The organism is Modestobacter versicolor (assembly GCF_041028285.1).
In the GTDB taxonomy this organism is placed as follows: Bacteria; Actinomycetota; Actinomycetes; order Mycobacteriales; family Geodermatophilaceae; genus Modestobacter; species Modestobacter versicolor_A.
Window position 1 is genome coordinate 21,633 of the sequence record NZ_JABGDB010000010.1, and the last position, 18,567, is coordinate 40,199.

Below are 18,567 nucleotides of genomic sequence, written 5' to 3' on the forward strand. Positions count from 1 at the left end.
CCGAGGGGGAAGAACTGATGGCCGAGATCGAGATGAAGCACATCGTCAAGCAGTACGGCGACGGCTTCCCGGCGGTGAACGACGTCAGCCTGGACATCGCCGACGGCGAGTTCATGATCCTGGTCGGGCCCTCCGGCTGCGGTAAGTCGACGCTGCTGCGGATGATCGTCGGGCTGGAGGACATCACCAGCGGCGACATGGTCATCGGCGGCAAGCGGGTCAACGACAAGGCGCCCCGCGAGCGCAACCTGTCGATGGTCTTCCAGAACTACGCGCTCTACCCGCACCTCACGGTCTTCGAGAACATCGCGTTCCCGCTGCGGCTGTCCAAGATGGACGACGGCGAGGTGCGCCGCCGGGTGAACGAGGCCGCCGACGTCCTGGAGCTGCACGAGCACCTGGAGCGCAAGCCGGCGAACCTCTCCGGTGGCCAGCGGCAGCGGGTCGCGATGGGCCGGGCGATCGTGCGGCAGGCCGAGGCCTTCCTCTTCGACGAGCCGCTGTCCAACCTCGACGCCAAGCTGCGCGGCCAGATGCGCACCGAGATCTCCCGGCTGCAGCGCCGGCTCGGCATCACCACCGTCTACGTCACCCACGACCAGACGGAGGCGATGACGCTGGGCGACCGGGTCTGCGTGCTCCGCAAGGGCAAGATCCAGCAGGTCGCCTCGCCGCGGGAGCTCTACGAGCAGCCGGTCAACCTGTTCGTCGCCGGGTTCATCGGCTCCCCGCCGATGAACTTCCTGCCGGCCCGGCTGGAAGGGCGCAGCCTCACCACGCCGTTCGGGCCGATCGAGCTCGACGAGCGCCGCGCGTCCGCCGTCACCGGCCGCGACCTCCTGCTGGTGGGCATCCGGCCGGAGTACTTCGAGGACGCATCGCTGGTCGACGAGGCGAAGCTGCCGCTGGGCTCGGTCTTCCGCGCCCGGGTCGACGTCACCGAGTGGCTCGGCGACCAGCAGTACGCCTACATCCCCTACGAGGCGCCGGCGGAGATCACCACCCAGCTGCGGGAGCTCTCCCGCGAGCTGGACTCCGAGGAGCTGCGCACCCAGGCCATCGTGTCCATCGACTCGACCAGCCGGATCCGCGAAGGCCGGGAGGCCGAGTTCTGGCTGGACAGCCGCAAGGTGCACGTCTTCGACCCGTCGACGGGGGAGAACCTCACCCGCGACGCCGAGGCGGGTGCGGCGCTGACCCGGATGGCGACCGAGGACCGTGAGGAGCAGATCGCCGAGTCGACCGGCGGACCGGCCGGCCGCAGCGGCGCCGGCGGGGCGCACACCGCAGGCGCGGCCTGAGCACCGGCCGCCGGCCCGTCCACCCCGGGTCGGCGGCCGCCGGACCCCCGGGCATGATCATGCCCGGGGGTTTGTGCTGTGCGCGTGCTGCGCACCTGACCCCGTGAGAGCCACCCGTGGACAGCGGAGCCCGACCCTGGAGGCAGCATGGACATCACCGCGACCGACGAGTGGGCCGCACTGGTCGACCACCACCGCGAGGTCACCGCGCGCACGCTGCGCGAGCTGTTCGCCGAGGACCCGGAGCGCGCGCACCGGCTGGCCGGCACGGCCGGTGACCTCTACGTCGACTGGTCCAAGCACCGGGTGACCGACGAGACGCTGCGGCTGCTCGTCGCGCTGGCCGAGAAGGCCGGGGTGCCGGCGCGGATCGAGGCGATGTTCCGCGGCGAGCACATCAACGCCACCGAGGACCGCGCCGTCCTGCACGTCGCGCTCCGGGCCCCGGCGTCGGTGCCGCTCACCGTCGACGGCCAGGACGTGACCGCCGACGTGCACGCGGTGCTGGCGAAGATGCGCGACTTCGCCGACCGGGTGCGGTCGGGGGAGTGGCGGGGGCACACCGGCGAGCGGATCACCGCGGTGGTCAACATCGGCATCGGCGGCTCCGACCTCGGCCCGGCGATGGCCTACACCGCGCTGCAGGACTACAGCGACCGCGGCCTCACCGCCCGCTTCGTCTCCAACATCGACCCGACCGACTTCGCCGAGAAGACCCGCGACCTCGACCCGGCGACGACGCTGTTCATCGTCTGCTCGAAGACCTTCACCACCCTGGAGACGCTGACCAACGCCACCGTCGCCCGCGACTGGCTGCTGGCCTCCGGCGCTGACGAGTCCGCCGTCGCCCGGCACTTCGTGGCCGTCTCCACCAACACCGACGCGGTCGCCGAGTTCGGCATCGACACCGACAACATGTTCGGGTTCTGGGACTGGGTCGGCGGCCGCTACTCCTTCACCTCCGCCGTCGGGCTGTCGCTGATGGTGGCCATCGGGCCGGCCGCCTACGACGAGATGCTGGCCGGCTTCCACACCGTCGACGAGCACTTCCGCACCGCCCCGCTGGCGGAGAACCTGCCGCTGCTGCACGGGCTGCTCAACGTCTGGTACACGAACTTCTTCGGTGCGCAGACCCACGCCGTGCTGCCCTACAGCCAGTACCTGTCCCGGCTGCCGGCCTACCTGCAGCAGCTGACGATGGAGAGCAACGGCAAGTCCGTCCGCTGGGACGGCGAGCCGGTGACGACGGCGACCGGCGAGGTCTGGTGGGGCGAGCCGGGCACCAACGGCCAGCACGCGTTCCACCAGCTGCTGCACCAGGGCACGTCGCTGGTCCCGGCGGACTTCATCGGGTTCGGCGAGCCCAACCACGACATCGGCGAGATGCACGACCTGCTGATGGCCAACCTCTTCGCGCAGAGCGCGGTGCTCGCCTTCGGCCGGACCGCCGAGGAGGTGCAGGCCGACGGGACGCCGGCCGACGTCGTCGCGCACAAGGTGATGCCGGGCAACCGGCCCTCGACCACCGTGCTGGCACCGAAGCTGACCCCGGGCACGCTGGGCCAGCTGATCGCCTTCTACGAGCACACCGTGTTCACCGAGGGCGCGATCTGGCAGATCGACTCCTTCGACCAGTGGGGCGTGGAGCTGGGCAAGGTGATGGCCCGCCAGCTGGGCCCGGCGCTGACCAGCGAGGCCCCGCCGGAGATGGACCAGGACGCCTCGACCGTGGCGCTGGTGCAGCACTACCGCCGCCTGCGCGGCCGCACCGCCTGACCCCTGCCTTCCGGGGCTTCGATCAGGTCACCTGATCAAAGGCCGTCCTCCCGCACCGACGTTGGTGCGGGAGGACAGCCTCTGGTGCAGGGGGACGGCATCTGGTGCAGGGGGGAGACACCTGGTGCGGGGGACGGCGCCGGGTGCGCGGGACGGCGTCCGGCGGACGCCGAGGGCCATTGCGGACCCTTCGCGCGTGCGCGGTGGCTGGCCGGGGCGGTCGCCTGGGACGATGATCGGGACAGCGTCGCCCGTGTCGCACCCCTCGCCGCCCGGCGGGGTGGCTGCGCCGGACTTGGAGGAGCCATGCCGAACCCGTTCGTGAAGCTGTGGAAGTACCTGACGGCCTCGGCCAACTCGCAGATCGACCAGCGCGCCGACCCGAAGATCCAGATCCAGCAGGCCATCGAGTCCGAGCAGCAGCGGCACCAGGCGCTGGCCAACCAGGCGGCCGCCGTCCTGGGCAACCAGCGGCAGCTGGAGATGCGGCTCAACCGCCAGCTCGGCGAGGTCGAGAAGCTGCAGGCCTCGGCGCGCCAGGCGCTGAACCTGGCCGACCAGACCCGCGGGTCCGGTGACGCGGCGAAGGCGTCGGAGTACGAGCAGGCCGCGGTCGCCTTCGCCACCCAGCTGGTCAGCGCCGAGCAGGCCGTGGAGGACCTCAAGCGGAGCCACGACGAGGCGCTGCAGGCCGCCGAGCAGGCCAAGGGCGCGGTGGAGACCAGCCGGATGCGGCTGCAGTCGACGCTGGCCGAGCGCACCAAGCTGATGTCGCAGCTGGAGCAGGCGAAGATGCAGGAGCAGGTCTCCGCGTCGCTGCGCCAGGTCAACGAGCTGTCGGCGCCGGGCAACACCCCGTCGCTCGGCGAGGTGCGCGACAAGATCGAGGCCCGCTACGCCAACGCGCTGGGGCAGGCGGAGCTCGCCCAGAACTCCGTCGAGGGCCGCATGCTCGAGGTGCAGAAGGCGACCATCGACGTCGCCGGCGCCTCCCGGCTCGCCGAGATCCGCGCAGCCATGGGCGGCGGCACCCCGGCGATCAGCGGCACCCAGGCCGCCGGCGCCATCGAGGCGGGCAACCCCGGGGTCGCCGGCACCGGTCTGGGCGCCGAGACCCCGGTGGCCCAGCCCGCCGAGCGTCCCGAGCAGTAGCAACCAGCACCCCGCGACGCGCACGTCCGGCAGCGGGGAGCCGGCCGGAGCCCCGTCGTCCCCCGGGACGGCGGGGCTCCTGCGTCAGCTGGCCGCGAGGGACGCCGGGCGGCCGGGCTCGCCGGTGCGCGCCAGCGGGTCGATCGGGCTGCGCGCCGCCTGGCACGCCGGGCACCAGTAGGTCACCCGCTCCTGCGTGTCCGGCCCCTGGTCGCCCAGCAGGATCGTGGTCCGGCAGCGGCGGCACGGGCGGCCCTTGCGGCCGAACACCCAGTGGTCCTCCCCGCGCCGGGTGGAGCCGGTGGTGCTCTGCTCGGGGCGGTCGCGGTTGGCCAGCATCAGCGTGCGGGCCCGCTCCACCAGCGCCGGCAGGTCGGGGACGTCGGCGACCCGGGTCCACGGGTGGGTGCGGGTCATGAAGAGCGTCTCGACCTTGTAGAGGTTCCCGATCCCGGCCAGGTTGCGCTGATCGAGGATGGCGACGCCGATCTGCTCGTCGGGGTGCGAGCGGAGCCGGCGCAGCGCCTCGTCGAGGTCCCAGTCCGGGCCGAGCACGTCGGGACCCAGGTGGCCGACCAGGTCGCCCTCCGCGCTGGTCGGCACGATCGTCATGTCGTGCAGCCGGTAGCCGACCACGTCCCACTGGTCGGTGGCCAGGACCGCCCGGATGCTGTGCGCCGGGCCGCCCTTCCACGGCGTGCCCTTGCGGTAGATGTGCCAGCTGCCGTCCATCCGGTAGTGCGTGCGCAGCGTCCGGCCGTCGGCGAACCGGGTGAGCATGTGCTTGCCGCGCGGCACCACCTCGGTGACCGTCGCGCCGGCGAGGTCGACGGTGGCCAGCTGGGGCACCCGCAGCTCGCCCTTCGTCAGCACGGCGCCGGCCAGCGCGGTGTTCATCCGGTTGGCGGCCAGCCAGACCGTGTCTCCTTCGGGCATCCCCCCATGATCCCCGGCTGCGGCGGTCCGCGCCTCAGTACGAGGCGCGGCGGGGCTCGGTCCCGGGCAGGCCGGTGCGGGCCCGCGGGTCGACCGGTGCGGGCGCGGCCTGGCACTGCGGGCACCACCAGGTGACCCGCTCCTGCAGGTCCGGGCCCTGGTCGCCGAGCAGGATGGTGCTGCGGCAGCGGCGGCACGGCCGGCCCTTGCGGCCGGCGACCCAGTGGTCCTGCCCGCGGCGGGTGATGCCGGTGGTGCTCTGCTCGGGGCGGTCGCGGTTGGCCAGCATCAGCGTGCGGGCCCGCTCCACCAGCGCCGGCAGGTCGGGGACGTCGGCGACCCGCGCCCAGGGGTGCACGCCGGTGAGGAACAGCGACTCGACCTTGTAGAGGTTCCCGATCCCGGCCAGGTTGCGCTGGTCGAGGATCGCGACGCCGATCTGCTCGTCGGGGTGCGATCGGAGCCGGCGCAGCGCCTCGTCGAGGTCCCAGTCCGGGCCGAGCACGTCCGGGCCGAGGTGGCCGACCAGCTCGCCCTCCCCGCTGGTGGGCACCAGGCGCATGTCGTGCAGCCGGTAGCCGACGCACACCCATTCGTCGGTGGCCAGGACCGCGCGGACGGCGTGGCCGGGGCCGCCCCGCCACCGCGAGCCCGGTCGGTAGATGTGCCAGCTGCCGTCCATCCGGTAGTGCGTGCGCAGGGTCCGGCCGTCCGCGAGGCGGGTGAGCATGTGCTTGCCGCGCGGCACCACCTCGCTCACCGTCGCACCGGCCAGGTCGACGGCCGCGAGCTGGGGCACGCGCAGCTCACCCCGGCGCAGCGTGGCGCCGGCCAGCGCGGTGTTCATCCGCTGGGCGGCCAGCCAGACGGTGTCTCCCTCGGGCACGACACCCATGGTCCCCGGGCCGGGGGCGCCGTGCACCGGGCACGTCGACCTCGGTGCGCTGGGCTGCGCCGACCGCTGGGCGGACCTGGCGGTCGCGGCTCGGCCCACCGAGTGGGACGACGGGCCGGGTGGGACGGGCACCTGCTCCACGCCTGCGGCGTCGACCCGGACCCGCTGCGGCAGGCCTGGCACCGGCTGCTCTGGGACGCCGGTCCCTGACCTCCCGGCCGGACCGGCGCCGACGATCCGGCGGGCCACCAGGCCGGGTGACCTGAGGTGAGGGTGCTGACACCCGGGAACAGGCTGGGATCCGTCGGCGCTGAGAGCACCGTGACCATCCCGACGCGTCTGCGCAGCCTCACCGGCGGCCCCGTCCAGCAGCCGGCCGCGGAGCCGGTGACGGTGACCGTCGCCCGGGTGGTCCGCCCGGAGCTGCAGGCGGACTTCGAGCGCTGGGCCGCCGACGTCCAGCAGCGGCTGACGACGTTCCCGGGCAACCTGGGGTCGTCGCTGCTGCGGCCGGGCCCGGGCAGCGACGAGTTCCACCTGGTCTTCCGGTTCGTCGACGACGAGGCGCTCAGCGCCTGGGAGCGGTCGCCGGAGCGCGCCGACGCCCTGGCCCGGGTGCACCGGCTGACCGAGGACACCCGCACGGCCCGCGCGGTGGGCCTGGAGACGTTCTTCGCGGTGCCCGCCCGCCCTGGACCGGCCTGGCGCAGCTGGCTGCTCACCGTGGTCGTCGTGCTCGCGGTGACCACCAGCTTCCAGCTGGTCGCCGTGCCGTTCGTCGGCTCGTGGCCCTGGGGCCTGCGGCTGGTGCTGTCGGCGACCTACGTCGTGTCGGCGCTGCGCGTGCTGATGCCGCTGCTCAGCCGGAAGCTCGGCCCCTGGCTGCAGGGCGAGCGGCGCCGCTGACGTCACGGCCCCGACGGCGCGAGCCCGGGGTCGTCAGCCGCGCAGCCGCAGGCCCCGGGGGGTGGCGGTGAAGCCGGCGGCCTGCAGGGCCGCGGTCAGCGGCCCGGACTCGTGCACCGAGGCGCCGTCGGCCTTCTGCACCGTCATCCGGCCCAGCGCGCCGGAGGCCACCGCGGTGGACAGCGCGGTCGCCGCCTCCTTGAGCGCCGTCTCGTCCTCGGTCCAGGACAGCAGGGTCTTGCCGCCGCGCTCCACGTAGAGCACCAGCTGCCCGTCGACCAGCACCACCAGCGCCCCGGCCTTGCGCCCGGCCCGGTGCCCGGTCTTGCGCGACCCGGTGCCCTCCCCCAGGTCGACCGCCCCGCCCTCGACGGGGCCCTCAGCGGAGGCCACCGGCCGCTCCGGCCAAGGCAGAGCCGCGCCGTAGACGTTGGCCGGGTCGGTGGCGGCCAGGACGACCGGCCCGGCCGGCACCCGGTCGGGGCTGGCGAAGGTGCGCAGCCGGTCGATCGAGCCCGGCGTGCCGAACTGGGCGGCGCCCAGCGTCTCGACGAAGTAGCCGCGGCGGGCCCGGCCGTTCTCCTCGAACGCGCGCAGCACCGGGTAGACCGCGGAGAAGCCACCGGTGACCTGCTCGGCCTGCACCGCACCCCGGGTGAGCACCCCGTGCCGCTCCAGCAGCGCCTCGGCCCGCGCGGTGGTGCGCTTGGTGGTGTTGCCCTCCAGCTCCGGCAGCCGCGACCAGCGGCCGGCCATCGCCGGCGGCCCGGTGCGGCTGGGCATCGCCGGGCGACCGAGCCGGGTGCGGCCGTAGCCGTACCGGGTGCGGTCCAGCCGGGCGCGCGGCGCGGCGGGCTGGCGCTTGTGCGTGCCGCCACCGGACAGCCGCACCCGCAGCGGGGCGAGGGTGTCGTTGGTGAGCGCGCCGGCCCACACCAGGTCCCAGATCTCCTCCGCCAGCGCGGTGTCGTCGGTGGCGCCGACCCGGTCGGACAGCGACCGGAAGAACATCGCCTGCCCGCCGGCCAGCTCCTCGAGCAGGGCGGCGCCGTGGCCGCCCTCGACGGAGGCGGCGCCCGGCGGCTCCGGCAGCAGCAGCGGGGCCAGGTCGGCCGGCACCAGCGTGACCCAGCCGTCGCCGCCGGAGAGCCCGCCGGCGCCGGCCCACAGCACCTCACCGGCGCTGGTCAGCTCGTCGAGCAGCGCCGGGGAGTAGCCCTGCACCCGGGACGGCAGCACCAGCGACTCCAGCGCCGACGCCGGCACCAGCGCCCCGGCCAGCTGCTCGACGACGGCGAGCACGCCGTCGACCCCGCGCATCCGGCCGCCGACCGACTGCCACGAGGGCGTGAACCGGGCCAGCGTGTCGATCGGGACCGGCTCCACCTCCTGGCGCAGCTTGGCCAGCGACCGCCGCCGGATGGAGCGCAGCACCTCGGCGTCGCACCACTCCTGACCGGTGCCGCCGGGCCGGAACTCGCCGGTGACCAGCCGCCCGGTGCCGACCAGCCGCTGGACGGTGGCGGTGACCACCGCGACGCCGAGCCCCAGCCGGGCGGCGACCTCGGGCGGGGCGAACGGGCCGTGCGTGCGGGCGTAGCGGCCGATCAGGTCGCCCAGCGGGTCGGCGACCGGCTCGGTGAAGACCTCGGGCACCCCCACCGGCAGCGCCGTGCCCAGCGCGTCCCGGAGCCGGCCGGCGTCCTCGATGGCGACGTGCCGCTCCTCGCCGGCGATCCGGACCACCAGGGCCCGGCGGGAGACGACCAGCTCGGCCAGCCAGTCCGCCGGCACACCGCGGGCGGCGGCCTCGGCGACGGTCAGGTCGCCGATCCCGCGGAGCAGGTCGCTGGCGCCGTCGACGTCACGCGGGTGCCGCTGCTCGGGCAGCCGCTGCAGCTCCGCCTCGACCTCGGTCATCGCGTCGCCGTCGAGCAGCTCGCGCAGCTCCGAGCGGCCCAGCAGCTCGGCCAGCAGCCCGGTGTCCAGGGCGAGGGCCTGCGCCCGGCGCTCGGCCATCGGGGCGTCGCCCTCGTAGATGAACTGGCCGACGTAGCCGAACAGCAGCGACTGGGCGAAGGGCGAGGCGGTCTGGGTCTGCACGTCGACGACCCGCACCCGGCGGGCCCGGACGTCGCTCATCAGCTCGACGAGGCCGGGCACGTCGTACACGTCCTGCAGCACCTCCCGGACCGCCTCGAGGGTGATCGGGAAGGACGAGAACTCGCTCGCCACCGACAGCAGCTGGGCGGCCCGCTGGCGCTGCTGCCACAGCGGGGTGCGGCGGCGCGGGTCGCGGCGGGGGAGCAGCAGGGCGCGGGCGGCGCACTCGCGGAACCGGCTGGCGAACAGCGCCGAGTTGCCGACCTCGGCGGTCACCTCGCGCTCCACGTCGTCCGGGTCGAGCACGGCCAGGTCGGACTCCGGCGCCTCGCCGGTGGTGTCCGGCAGCCGGAGCACGATGCCGTCGTCGGAGTGCATGGAGGCGACGTCGACGCCGTAGCGCTCGCGGAGCCGGGCGGCCAGGACCAGCGCCCACGGCGCGTTGACCTGGGCGCCGAAGGGGGAGTGCACCACCAGCCGCCAGTCGCCGAGCTCGTCGCGGAACCGCTCGACCAGCAGCGTCCGGTCGTCGGGCAGGTGGCCGGTGGCCGCCTTCTGCTCGGCCAGGTAGGCGAACAGGTTGGCCGCGCCCCACTCGTCGAGCCCGGCCGCGCGGGCCCGCTCGGTGCCGGCCTCGGGGGTGGCCGAGCCGACCTCGCGGAGGAAGGCGCCCAGCGCCCGGCCCAGCTCGAGCGGCCGGCCGAGGGTGTCGCCGTGCCAGAACGGCATCTTCCCGGGCAGCCCGGGGGCCGGGCTGACCAGCACCCGGTCGTGGGTGATCTCCTCGATCCGCCAGGACGACGACCCGAGCAGGAACACATCGCCCACCCGGGACTCGTAGACCATCTCCTCGTCCAGCTCACCGACCCGCCGGCCGCCGTTCTCGCCGGCACCGGAGACCAGGAAGACGCCGAACAGCCCGCGGTCGGGGATGGTGCCGCCGCTGGTGACCGCCAGCCGCTGGGCACCGGCCCGGGCGGTGAGGGTGTCGGTGACCCGGTCCCAGGTGAGCCGCGGGCGCAGCTCGGCGAAGGCGTCGGAGGGGTAGCGGCCGGCGAGCATGTCGAGCACCGCGTGCAGCGCGGAGTCCGGGAGACCGGCGAAGGCGGCCGACCGGCGCAGCACGGACGCGACGTCCTCGACGGTGCGCGGCCGCTCGGAGACCATCGCGACGATCTGCTGGGCCAGCACGTCCAGCGGGTTGCGCAGGTAGCGGGTGGACTCGATCGCCCCGGCGCGCATCCGCTCGGCCACCACGGCGCTCTGCACCAGGTCGCCCCGGAACTTCGGGAAGATGACGCCCTCGCTGACCGCGCCGACCTGGTGCCCGGCCCGGCCGACCCGCTGCAGCCCGGAGGCGACGTTCGGCGGCGACTCGACCTGCACCACCAGGTCGACCGCCCCCATGTCGATGCCCAGCTCCAGGGACGACGTCGCCACGACCGCGGGCAGCTGGCCGGACTTGAGCGCCTCCTCGACCACGGCCCGCTGCTCGCGGGAGACCGAGCCGTGGTGCGCCGAGGCGACCGGCTTGACCTCGACCGGCAGCCCGCCGCCGACACCGGCCTGCGCCATCAGCTGGGCCGGGTTGGCGCCGTGCGGCATCGGCTCGCCGGTGGCCCGCTCGTAGGCGAGCTCGTTGAGCCGGCTGGTGAGCCGCTCGGCCAGCCGGCGGGAGTTGGCGAAGACGATGGTGCTGCGGTGGGACTCGATGAGGTCGAGCACCCGCTCCTCGACCGCCGGCCAGATCGACGTCCGCGGCTGGTTGCCCGCCGCGGAGCCCTCCAGCTCGCCGGTCGGCTGGCCGAGCTGGCTCATGTCCTCGACCGGGACGACGACCGACAGGTCCCACTTCTTCTCCGAGGGCGGCGCGACGACCTGCACCGGGCGGCCGCCGGCGAGGAAGGTGGACACCTCCTCGATCGGGCGCACGGTCGCCGAGAGCCCCACCCGCTGCGCCGGGCGTTCCAGCAGCTCGTCGAGCCGGTCCAGCGAGACGGCCAGGTGCGCGCCGCGCTTGGTGCCGCAGACGGCGTGCACCTCGTCCAGGATGACCGTCTCCACCCCGCGCAGGGACTCCCGCGCCTGGCTGGTGAGCAGCAGGAACAGCGACTCCGGGGTGGTGATCAGGATGTCCGGCGGGCGCCGGGCGAACAGCCTGCGCTCGTCGGCAGGGGTGTCACCGGAGCGGACCCCGACGGTGATCTCGGGCCGGGTCAGGCCCAGCCGCGCGGCGGCCTGGCCGATGCCGGTCAGCGGCGCGCGCAGGTTCCGCTCGACGTCCACGGCCAGCGCCTTGAGCGGGGACACGTAGAGCACCCGGCAGCGGGCCAGCGGGTCCTCCGGCGGCGGGCTGGCGGCGAGCCGGTCCAGCGACCAGAGGAACGCCGCCAGGGTCTTGCCCGAGCCGGTGGGGGCGACGACGAGGGCGTGGTCGCCGCTGCTGATGGCCGACCAGGCGCCCTCCTGGGCCGACGTCGGCTGCTCGAAGGCGCCGGTGAACCACGCCTGGGTGGGCGGTGAGAACCGCTCGAGGGCCGACACGCCGTCCAGTGTCCACGCGGGTCCGACAGTTCGCCGGGAGTCGATCCGGCGACGAGTCGACCTGTCGACCTGTCGACGTCCGGCCCAGGGCGAATCACACTGGTGTGGTTCGCACCGCCGTCGGGCTGGAGGAACCGTGCTGCGCACCAGGGTCGACTCGTCGAACATCGCCACGGTCGGCTACGACGAGGAGCAGCGGGTCATGGAGATCGTCTTCCGGGACGGCCGCGTCTACCACTTCCTCGAGGTCCCGCCCGAGCGCGTGCTCTCGCTGCTCCGCGCGGAGAGCAAGGGCCGCTTCTTCAACTCCGAGATCAAGGACGCCTTCGCGTACCGGGCTGTCGGCCGGCGCTGGCGCTGAGCCACACTGCGTGGCATGCGTCACAGCCTGTACGAGGCCGACCACGAGGCCTTCCGGGAGAGCGTCCGCGCGTTCCTGGACAAGCAGGTCGTCCCCTTCCACGACCAGTGGGAGGTGGACGGCATCGTGCCGCGGGAGCTGTGGACCGCGGCGGGCGCCCAGGGGCTGCTCGGCATGGAGATGCCCGTGCAGCACGGTGGCGGCGGGGTGCGCGACTTCCGCTTCTCCTGCGTGCTCAACGAGGAGCTCACCCGGATCGGGGCCAGCGGCGTCGGGTTCGGCCTGCACAACGACGTGGTGGGCCCCTACCTGCGCGACCTGGCCACCGACGAGCAGCAGCAGCGCTGGCTGCCGCGGTTCTGCGCCGGTGAGCTGATCACCGCCATCGCGATGACCGAGCCCGGGGCCGGCAGCGACCTGCAGGGCATCCGGACCACCGCCCGCCGGGACGGCGACGGCTGGGTGCTCAACGGCGCCAAGACGTTCATCACCAACGGCATCAACGCCGACCTGGTCGTCGTGGTGGCCCGGACGGCGACCGAGGGCCCGGCCTCCCGCGGGCTCAGCCTGCTCGTCGTCGAGCGCGGCATGCCCGGGTTCAGCCGGGGCCGGAACCTGGACAAGGTCGGGCTCAAGGCGCAGGACACCGCGGAGCTGTTCTTCGATGACGTCCGGGTGCCCGACGGGCAGCTGCTCGGCACCCGGGACGCCGGTTTCGCGCACCTGATGCAGAACCTCCCGCAGGAGCGGCTGCACATCGCGGTCTCCGCGGTGGCGAGCGCGGAGACCGTGCTGGCGCTGACCGTCGAGTACGTCACCGACCGGACGGCGTTCGGCCGGCCGGTCGGCTCGTTCCAGCACTCCCGGTTCGTCCTGGCCGAGCTGCAGACCGAGGTGACCGTCGCCCGCACCTTCGTCGACGAGTGCGTCCGGCAGCTGGACTCCGGCGAGCTCACCGCGACCGACGCGGCGATGGCCAAGTGGTGGACGACGGACCTGCAGCACAAGGTGGCCGACCGCTGCCTGCAGCTGCACGGCGGCTACGGGTACATGAGCGAGTACCGGGTCGCCAAGGCCTGGCGGGACTCCCGGGTGCAGTCGATCTACGGCGGCACCAACGAGATCATGAAGGAGATCATCGGCCGCTCGATGGGCCTCTAGCAGGCCAGCAGGCCGAACCGCTCCTTGAGCGCCAGCACCCGGCCGGCGGCCTCGGTCACCCGGCCGGCGAACGCCTCGTCCGCCGTCGCGCGGTCGGTGAGGGCCTGCGCCAGGGGCGCGGCGTCGGCGGGGCTGACGGTCAGCACGACGTCCACGCCGGCGGCCACCGAGTCGACCCCGCGCTGGGCCAGCGGCGTCTCGGCCAGGGCCGCCGCGTTGCCCACGTCGTCGCTGATCACCACCCCGTCGAAGCCCAGCTGCCCGCGCAGCAGGTCCAGGACGGCGGGGGAGAACAGCGCCGGGGCCGCCGGGTCCAGCTGCGGGTAGGTGGCCGAGCTGACCATCACCGCGCCGGCACCCGCGTCCACGGCGGCGGCGAACGGCGCCAGGAACGGGTCGTCCGGGGTGGTCTCCGGGTCGGTCGCGCCCAGGTCGGTGTCGGTGTTCACCTGCACCCGGCCCAGCCCCGGGAAGTGCTTGGCGGTGGCGACCACCCCGGCGTCCTGCAGGCCGCCGACGACGGCGGTCACGGACGCGGCGACCGCCTGCGGGTCGCTGCCGAACTGCCGGTCGACCGCGCCGATCGGCGGGTTCTGCGACTCCGTGCCGGCCGGCACGGTGTCGGCGACCGGGCCGAGGTCCATGGTGATGCCGGCTGCGCGCAGCTGGCCGGCCCAGCCCTCGGTGGCCGACCGCAGCGCCGCAGGGTCCAGCCGGCCCTGCTCGACGGCGGAGGGCACCCGGTCGAAGCCCGGTCCCTGCAGCGTCTGCACCAGCCCGCCCTCCTGGTCCACGGCGATCTGCAGCGGCAGCGCCGCCGCCTCCTGCAGCTGGGCGACCGCGGCGCCCACGGTCGCGGCGTCGGCGGAGCTGCGGCCCTGCAGGAACAGCCCGCCCACCGGGACGCCGCCCAGCTCGGCCGTGCCGCCCACCGGGTCGCCGGCCGGGACGCCGACCATCAGCAGCTGGCCGACCTGCCGGTCGAGGGGGAGGCCGGCCAGCGTCTGCTCCGCGCAGGTCGGCGGCGGCGCCGACGACGACGGCTCGGCGGACGACGACGCAGCCGGCCCGGACGTCGTCCCGGCGGACCCGCAGGCGCTGAGCCCGAGCAGCGCCACGGCGACGAGCAGCCCGTCCCGGGTACGCACCAGCGGTCCCACCTCCTGCGTCCTCGTGTGCCGTCGTCGTGTTCCGTGGTCGAGCCGCTCCGGGAGCCGCCCGGGGGCCGCCCGCCGTCCGGCACACTCGCCCGGTGACCGGACCCGCACCGACCGCGCCGGACCTGGCGGCGGTCCAGCGTCGCACCCTCGTGGTGCTGTCCTCCGCGGTGGCCCTCGGCGGGCTGGGCGTGACGGTGGGGATCACCGTCGGCGGGCTGCTCGCCCGTGAGGTGGCCGGCAGCGACGCCGCCGCAGGGCTCGGCCAGACCGCCAGCGTGCTGGGCTCGGCGCTGGTCGCCGTCCCGCTGGCCCGGGCCAGCGACCGGTGGGGCCGGCGGGCCGGGCTCGCCTGCGGCTACGGCGTGGCGGCCGTCGGTGGCGCCGTCGTGGTCGGCGCGGCGGCGCTGTCGTCGCTGACGCTGCTGCTCGTCGGGCTCTTCCTGTTCGGCGCGGCCACCAGCAGCGGCCTGCAGGCCCGCTACGCCGCCGCCGACCTGGCCGAGCCGGAGCACCGCGGTCGAGCGCTGTCGCTGGTGGTGTGGGCGACGACGATCGGCTCGGTGCTCGGCCCCAACCTGGCCGACCCGGGCGGGGCGCTGGGCAGCGCCCTCGGCCTGCCCGAGCTCGGCGGTGCGTTCGTGCTGTCCATCGCGGCCTTCGCCGTCGTCGTGCTGGGCGCACTGCTGCTGCTCCGCCCGGACCCGCTGCTGCTGGCCCGCCGGCTGGCCGTCGGCTCCGGGCCGGCCGGGCCGCCGCCGCGCACCGGGGCCGGTACGGCCCTGCGGGCGGTGTGGGCCTCACCCGGTGGACGGCTGGGGCTCACCGCCGTCGTCGTGTCGCACGCGGTGATGGTCGGCCTGATGGTGATGACGCCGGTGCACATGGGCGCCGGGCACAGCACCACCGACGGGACGACGCTGCGGGTGATCGGCCTGGTGATCAGCGTGCACGTCGCCGGGATGTACCTGTTCTCCCCGGCGGTCGGGTGGCTGGCGGACCGGGCCGGGCGCTCGGCCACCGTGGCGCTGGGCGGGGTGCTGCTCCTGCTGGCCGCCGTCGTCGCCGGCACCGCCCCGGCCGGGGCGGCCCTGCAGCTGGGCGCCGGCCTGCTGCTGCTCGGCCTCGGCTGGTCCTGCGGGCTGGTCGCCGGGTCCACGCTGGTGACCGAGTCGGTGCCGGCGTCGCTGCGGCCCACCGCCCAGGGCGCCACCGACCTGCTGATGGGGCTGGGTGCGGCCGTCGCCGGCGCGGTGGGCGGTCCGCTGCTGGCCTGGGGCGGTTTCGGCCTGGTCGCGGTGGTCTCGGCGGTCTTCGTCGTCCCGCTGGTGGTCGTCTGGGCCGGTGCCCGGACGGCGCCGGTCGGGTCGCGCGGCTGAGCGTCGCGCCGGTCCGCTCGGCCGGTGGGTACGGTCGTCGGCGTGCGGTTGCAGGACTTCTGGTCTCGGATGGAACGTCAGTTCGGCTCGGCCCGGTCGGAGACCGTGTTCCGGGACCACGTCTTCGGTCCGTTGGGCGGGCGGACGGCGGCGGAGGCCATCGAGGCCGGGGTGCCGGTCCGCACCGTCTGGCTGGAGATCTGCAAGGAGTACGACGTCCCGCCGAAGGAGCGCTGAGCCGCCTCCGGCGGGACCACCGGCTCAGGCGGCCGAGCGCGCCGCGAGCGCCGTGCGGACGTACTCGGCCAGCGTCGTGGTGGGCCGACCGGCCAGCTGGGACAGCGTGGTGCTGCCGGTGTCCAGGGCGCCCTGGGCGATCGACTGGTCCAGCCCGACCACGAACTGCGCCGTCCCCTCGGGCAGGCCGGCCCCGACCAGCGTGCTCAGGTGCTCCTCGGCGCTCAGGTCGCGGAAGGTGACCTCGCGGCCGGTCTCCGCGGCGACGGCGGCGGCCAGCTCGGCCATGGTGAAGGCCTCGTCGCCCCCCAGCTCGTGGACGCCGACCGGGGGCTGCTCGGCGGTGAGCACGGCCACCGCACCCGCGGCGAAGTCGGCCCGGGTGGCGGCGGCGATCCGGCCGGCGCCGGAGCTGCCGCTGAGCTCGCCGGTGTCGGCGGCCTGCCCGATCGGCGCGGCGTAGTTCTCCAGGTACCAGTTGTTGCGCAGCACGACGGCGGGGATGCCGAAGTCGGCGATCAGCCGCTCGGTGGCGATGTGCTCGGGGGCCAGCGGCAGCGAGGTGTCGTCGGCCTTGGGGGCGCTGGTGTAGACGACCAGGCCGACTCCGGCGGTCTTCGCCGCCTGTAGCACGTTGGTGTGCTGGGGGACGCGCTGGCCGACCTCGTTGCCGGAGACCAGCAGCAGCCGGTCGACGCCCTGCAGCGCGCTGACCAGGGCGGCCTCGTCGGTGTAGTCGGCCTGGCGGACCTGCACGCCGCGGCCGGCGAGGTCGGCGGCCTTCTCCGGCGTGCGGACGACGGCGACGACCTCCCCGGCGGGCACGCCGGCGTCGAGCAGGCCGGTGACGACGAGGCGGCCGAGTTGGCCGGTGGCTCCGGTGACGGCGATCATGGGGCTCCTTAGAGTGCTCTCTGTCCGATGGGTACTAACGAATCGTTAGTACCGGTCCGGCGGACGGTACCCTCGATCAGGACGGCGCGCGAGAGGGGTTGCGGGATGGCGGAACAGACGGTCGAGGAGCTGGTGGCCGACGTCTTCAGCCGGGCCTGCACCTCCCGCGAGGCGCTCGAGCACGTCACCGGCAAGTGGTCGCTGCTGGCCCTGTCGGCGCTGGCGGAGAGCCCGCGGCGGTTCGGTGAGCTGCGCCGCCGGATCGAGGGGGTCAGCGAGAAGATGCTGGCGCAGAGCCTGCAGACCCTGGAGCGCGACGGCTGGGTGCACCGCGAGGTCCGCTCGACGATCCCGCCGCACGTGGAGTACCGGCTCACCGCGGCCGGCGCCGACCTGGTGCCGCACCTGCTGGGCCTGATCGGCTTCGTCGAGGACCGGATGCCCGGCGTCCGGGCCGCCCGCGCGGCCGCCGACGGACTGCCGCGGCCGGGGGCCGGCGAGGGCTCCACCGGGCGCTGACGGCTGCGCCCCCGGCCGCCGCGCGCCGCCGGGGTCGGTGGCCACGACGCCTCCGGCGTGTCGCTGGAATCGAACAGGTGTTCGGCATACCGTGTCCACAGGTCCGGTCCCCGTCCACAGACGGGCCCGGTCCGCGGAAAGTGTCAGACCCCCGCCCTAGCGTCGGCGACGACCCGCTACAGCGACATCCGAAGGTGGCCACCATGGCAACGCTCGACCGCGACAAGGCCCTCGACATGGCCCTCGCCCAGATCGACAAGCAGTTCGGCAAGGGCTCCGTCATGCGCCTGGGCGACTCGCCCGAGGTGGCCATGAAGGTCATCCCGACCGGCTCGATCGCCCTCGACATCGCCCTCGGCGTCGGCGGCCTGCCCCGCGGCCGGGTCGTCGAGGTCTACGGCCCGGAGGCCTCGGGCAAGACGACGGTCGCCCTGCACGCGGTGGCCAACGCGCAGGCCGCGGGCGGCATCGTCGCCTTCATCGACGCGGAGCACGCGCTCGACCCCGACTACGCCCGGGCGATCGGCGTCGACACCGACGCCCTGCTGATCAGCCAGCCCGACACCGGTGAGCAGGCGCTGGAGATCGCGGACATGCTGATCCGCTCCGGTGCGCTCGACCTGATCGTCGTCGACTCGGTGGCCGCCCTGGTGCCCCGCGCCGAGATCGAGGGCGAGATGGGCGACAGCCACGTCGGCCTGCAGGCCCGGCTGATGAGCCAGGCGCTCCGCAAGATCACCGGTGCGCTGAGCAACTCCGGCACGACCTGCATCTTCATCAACCAGCTGCGCGAGAAGGTGGGCGTCGTCTACGGCTCGCCGGAGGTCACCACCGGTGGCCGGGCGCTGAAGTTCTACTCCTCGGTCCGGCTCGACATCCGCCGCATCGAGACCCTCAAGCAGGGCACCGACGCGGTCGGCAGCCGGGTGCGGGTCAAGGTCGTGAAGAACAAGGTCGCCGCCCCGTTCAAGCAGGCCGAGCTCGACCTCATCTGGGGCACCGGCTTCAGCCGCGAGGGCGGCCTCATCGACATCGGTGTCGAGCAGGGCTTCGTCCGCAAGTCCGGCGCCTGGTACACGTACGAGGGCGACCAGCTCGGCCAGGGCAAGGAGAACGCCCGCAACTTCCTGCGGGACAACCCCGACCTCGCCGACGAGATCGAGAAGAAGATCAAGGACAAGCTGGGCATCGGCGTCGCCAAGGTCGACCCGGCCGCCGTCGCCGCCGAGCCGGCCGACTTCTGATC

The 18,567-nt window shown here is 74.5% G+C and carries 15 protein-coding genes; 10 read left to right on the top strand and 5 right to left on the bottom strand.

The genetic code is table 11. The features are described 5' to 3' along the window. The first annotated feature begins 17 nt into the window (after positions 1–17). The 3 genes from HL054_RS20990 (at position 18) to HL054_RS21000 (ending at position 4,229) form a co-directional block, all read left to right on the top strand. Entirely contained in the window at positions 18–1,301 is a 1,284-nt protein-coding gene (locus HL054_RS20990; protein ID WP_369141059.1) for an ABC transporter ATP-binding protein, read from the top strand. Positions 1,302–1,448: 147 nt separating this feature from the next. Beyond that, a complete protein-coding gene (pgi, locus tag HL054_RS20995; protein ID WP_369141060.1) occupies positions 1,449–3,077 on the top strand; it encodes a glucose-6-phosphate isomerase in 1,629 nt (542 codons plus the stop codon). Between the two features lie 306 nt (positions 3,078–3,383). Beyond that, a complete protein-coding gene (locus tag HL054_RS21000) occupies positions 3,384–4,229 on the top strand; it encodes a PspA/IM30 family protein (protein WP_369141061.1) in 846 nt (281 codons plus the stop codon). 84 nt (positions 4,230–4,313) lie between these two features. Here HL054_RS21000 and HL054_RS21005 read toward each other — a convergent pair whose 3' ends face one another. Together HL054_RS21005 and HL054_RS21010 are read right to left on the bottom strand one after the other, a co-directional pair. Beyond that, positions 4,314–5,165, bottom strand: coding sequence for a DNA-formamidopyrimidine glycosylase family protein (locus HL054_RS21005; RefSeq protein WP_369141062.1), 852 nt, complete (start codon positions 5,163–5,165; stop codon positions 4,314–4,316). A 34-nt stretch (positions 5,166–5,199) separates the two neighbouring features. Further along, positions 5,200–6,060, bottom strand: coding sequence for a DNA-formamidopyrimidine glycosylase family protein (locus HL054_RS21010; protein ID WP_440347961.1), 861 nt, complete (start codon positions 6,058–6,060; stop codon positions 5,200–5,202). Between the two features lie 321 nt (positions 6,061–6,381). Between HL054_RS21010 and HL054_RS21015 the strand changes: the two genes are divergently transcribed. After that, on the top strand, positions 6,382–6,966 hold the full coding sequence (locus tag HL054_RS21015; RefSeq protein ID WP_369141064.1) for an antibiotic biosynthesis monooxygenase: 585 nt from the start codon (positions 6,382–6,384) through the stop codon (positions 6,964–6,966). Between the two features lie 33 nt (positions 6,967–6,999). Here HL054_RS21015 and HL054_RS21020 read toward each other — a convergent pair whose 3' ends face one another. Further along, the gene (locus tag HL054_RS21020; protein ID WP_369141066.1) at positions 7,000–11,613 is read right to left on the bottom strand and encodes an ATP-dependent helicase; all 4,614 of its coding nucleotides are present in this window, start codon (positions 11,611–11,613) and stop codon (positions 7,000–7,002) included. 136 nt (positions 11,614–11,749) lie between these two features. On the opposite strand from HL054_RS21020, the gene HL054_RS21025 reads away from it, so the two are divergent. Next, positions 11,750–11,974, top strand: coding sequence for a KTSC domain-containing protein (locus HL054_RS21025; RefSeq protein ID WP_369141067.1), 225 nt, complete (start codon positions 11,750–11,752; stop codon positions 11,972–11,974). 15 nt (positions 11,975–11,989) lie between these two features. After that, on the top strand, positions 11,990–13,135 hold the full coding sequence (locus HL054_RS21030; RefSeq protein WP_369141068.1) for an acyl-CoA dehydrogenase family protein: 1,146 nt from the start codon (positions 11,990–11,992) through the stop codon (positions 13,133–13,135). On the opposite strand, the gene HL054_RS21035 is transcribed toward HL054_RS21030, so the two are convergent. Continuing rightward, entirely contained in the window at positions 13,132–14,295 is a 1,164-nt protein-coding gene (locus tag HL054_RS21035; RefSeq protein WP_369141069.1) for a glycoside hydrolase family 3 N-terminal domain-containing protein, read from the bottom strand. The two genes, HL054_RS21030 and HL054_RS21035, sit on opposite strands and share 4 nt — an antisense overlap. A 92-nt stretch (positions 14,296–14,387) precedes the next feature. Here HL054_RS21035 and HL054_RS21040 point away from each other — a divergent pair, with 92 nt between their 5' ends. Together HL054_RS21040 and HL054_RS21045 are read left to right on the top strand one after the other, a co-directional pair. Then, positions 14,388–15,671, top strand: a complete 1,284-nt coding sequence (locus HL054_RS21040; RefSeq protein ID WP_369141070.1) for an MFS transporter — start codon at positions 14,388–14,390, stop codon at positions 15,669–15,671. 42 nt (positions 15,672–15,713) lie between these two features. Further along, positions 15,714–15,908, top strand: coding sequence for a DUF3046 domain-containing protein (locus HL054_RS21045; protein ID WP_369141071.1), 195 nt, complete (start codon positions 15,714–15,716; stop codon positions 15,906–15,908). A 24-nt stretch (positions 15,909–15,932) separates the two neighbouring features. Here the strand turns inward: HL054_RS21045 and HL054_RS21050 are convergent, their stop codons facing one another. Beyond that, the gene (locus HL054_RS21050) at positions 15,933–16,802 is read right to left on the bottom strand and encodes an NmrA family NAD(P)-binding protein (RefSeq protein WP_369141072.1); all 870 of its coding nucleotides are present in this window, start codon (positions 16,800–16,802) and stop codon (positions 15,933–15,935) included. Positions 16,803–16,907: 105 nt separating this feature from the next. Here HL054_RS21050 and HL054_RS21055 point away from each other — a divergent pair, with 105 nt between their 5' ends. Then, a complete protein-coding gene (locus HL054_RS21055; RefSeq protein ID WP_369141073.1) occupies positions 16,908–17,321 on the top strand; it encodes a winged helix-turn-helix transcriptional regulator in 414 nt (137 codons plus the stop codon). A 203-nt stretch (positions 17,322–17,524) separates the two neighbouring features. Then, positions 17,525–18,565, top strand: coding sequence for a recombinase RecA (recA, locus tag HL054_RS21060; RefSeq protein WP_369141074.1), 1,041 nt, complete (start codon positions 17,525–17,527; stop codon positions 18,563–18,565). The last annotated feature ends 2 nt before the right edge of the window (positions 18,566–18,567 follow it).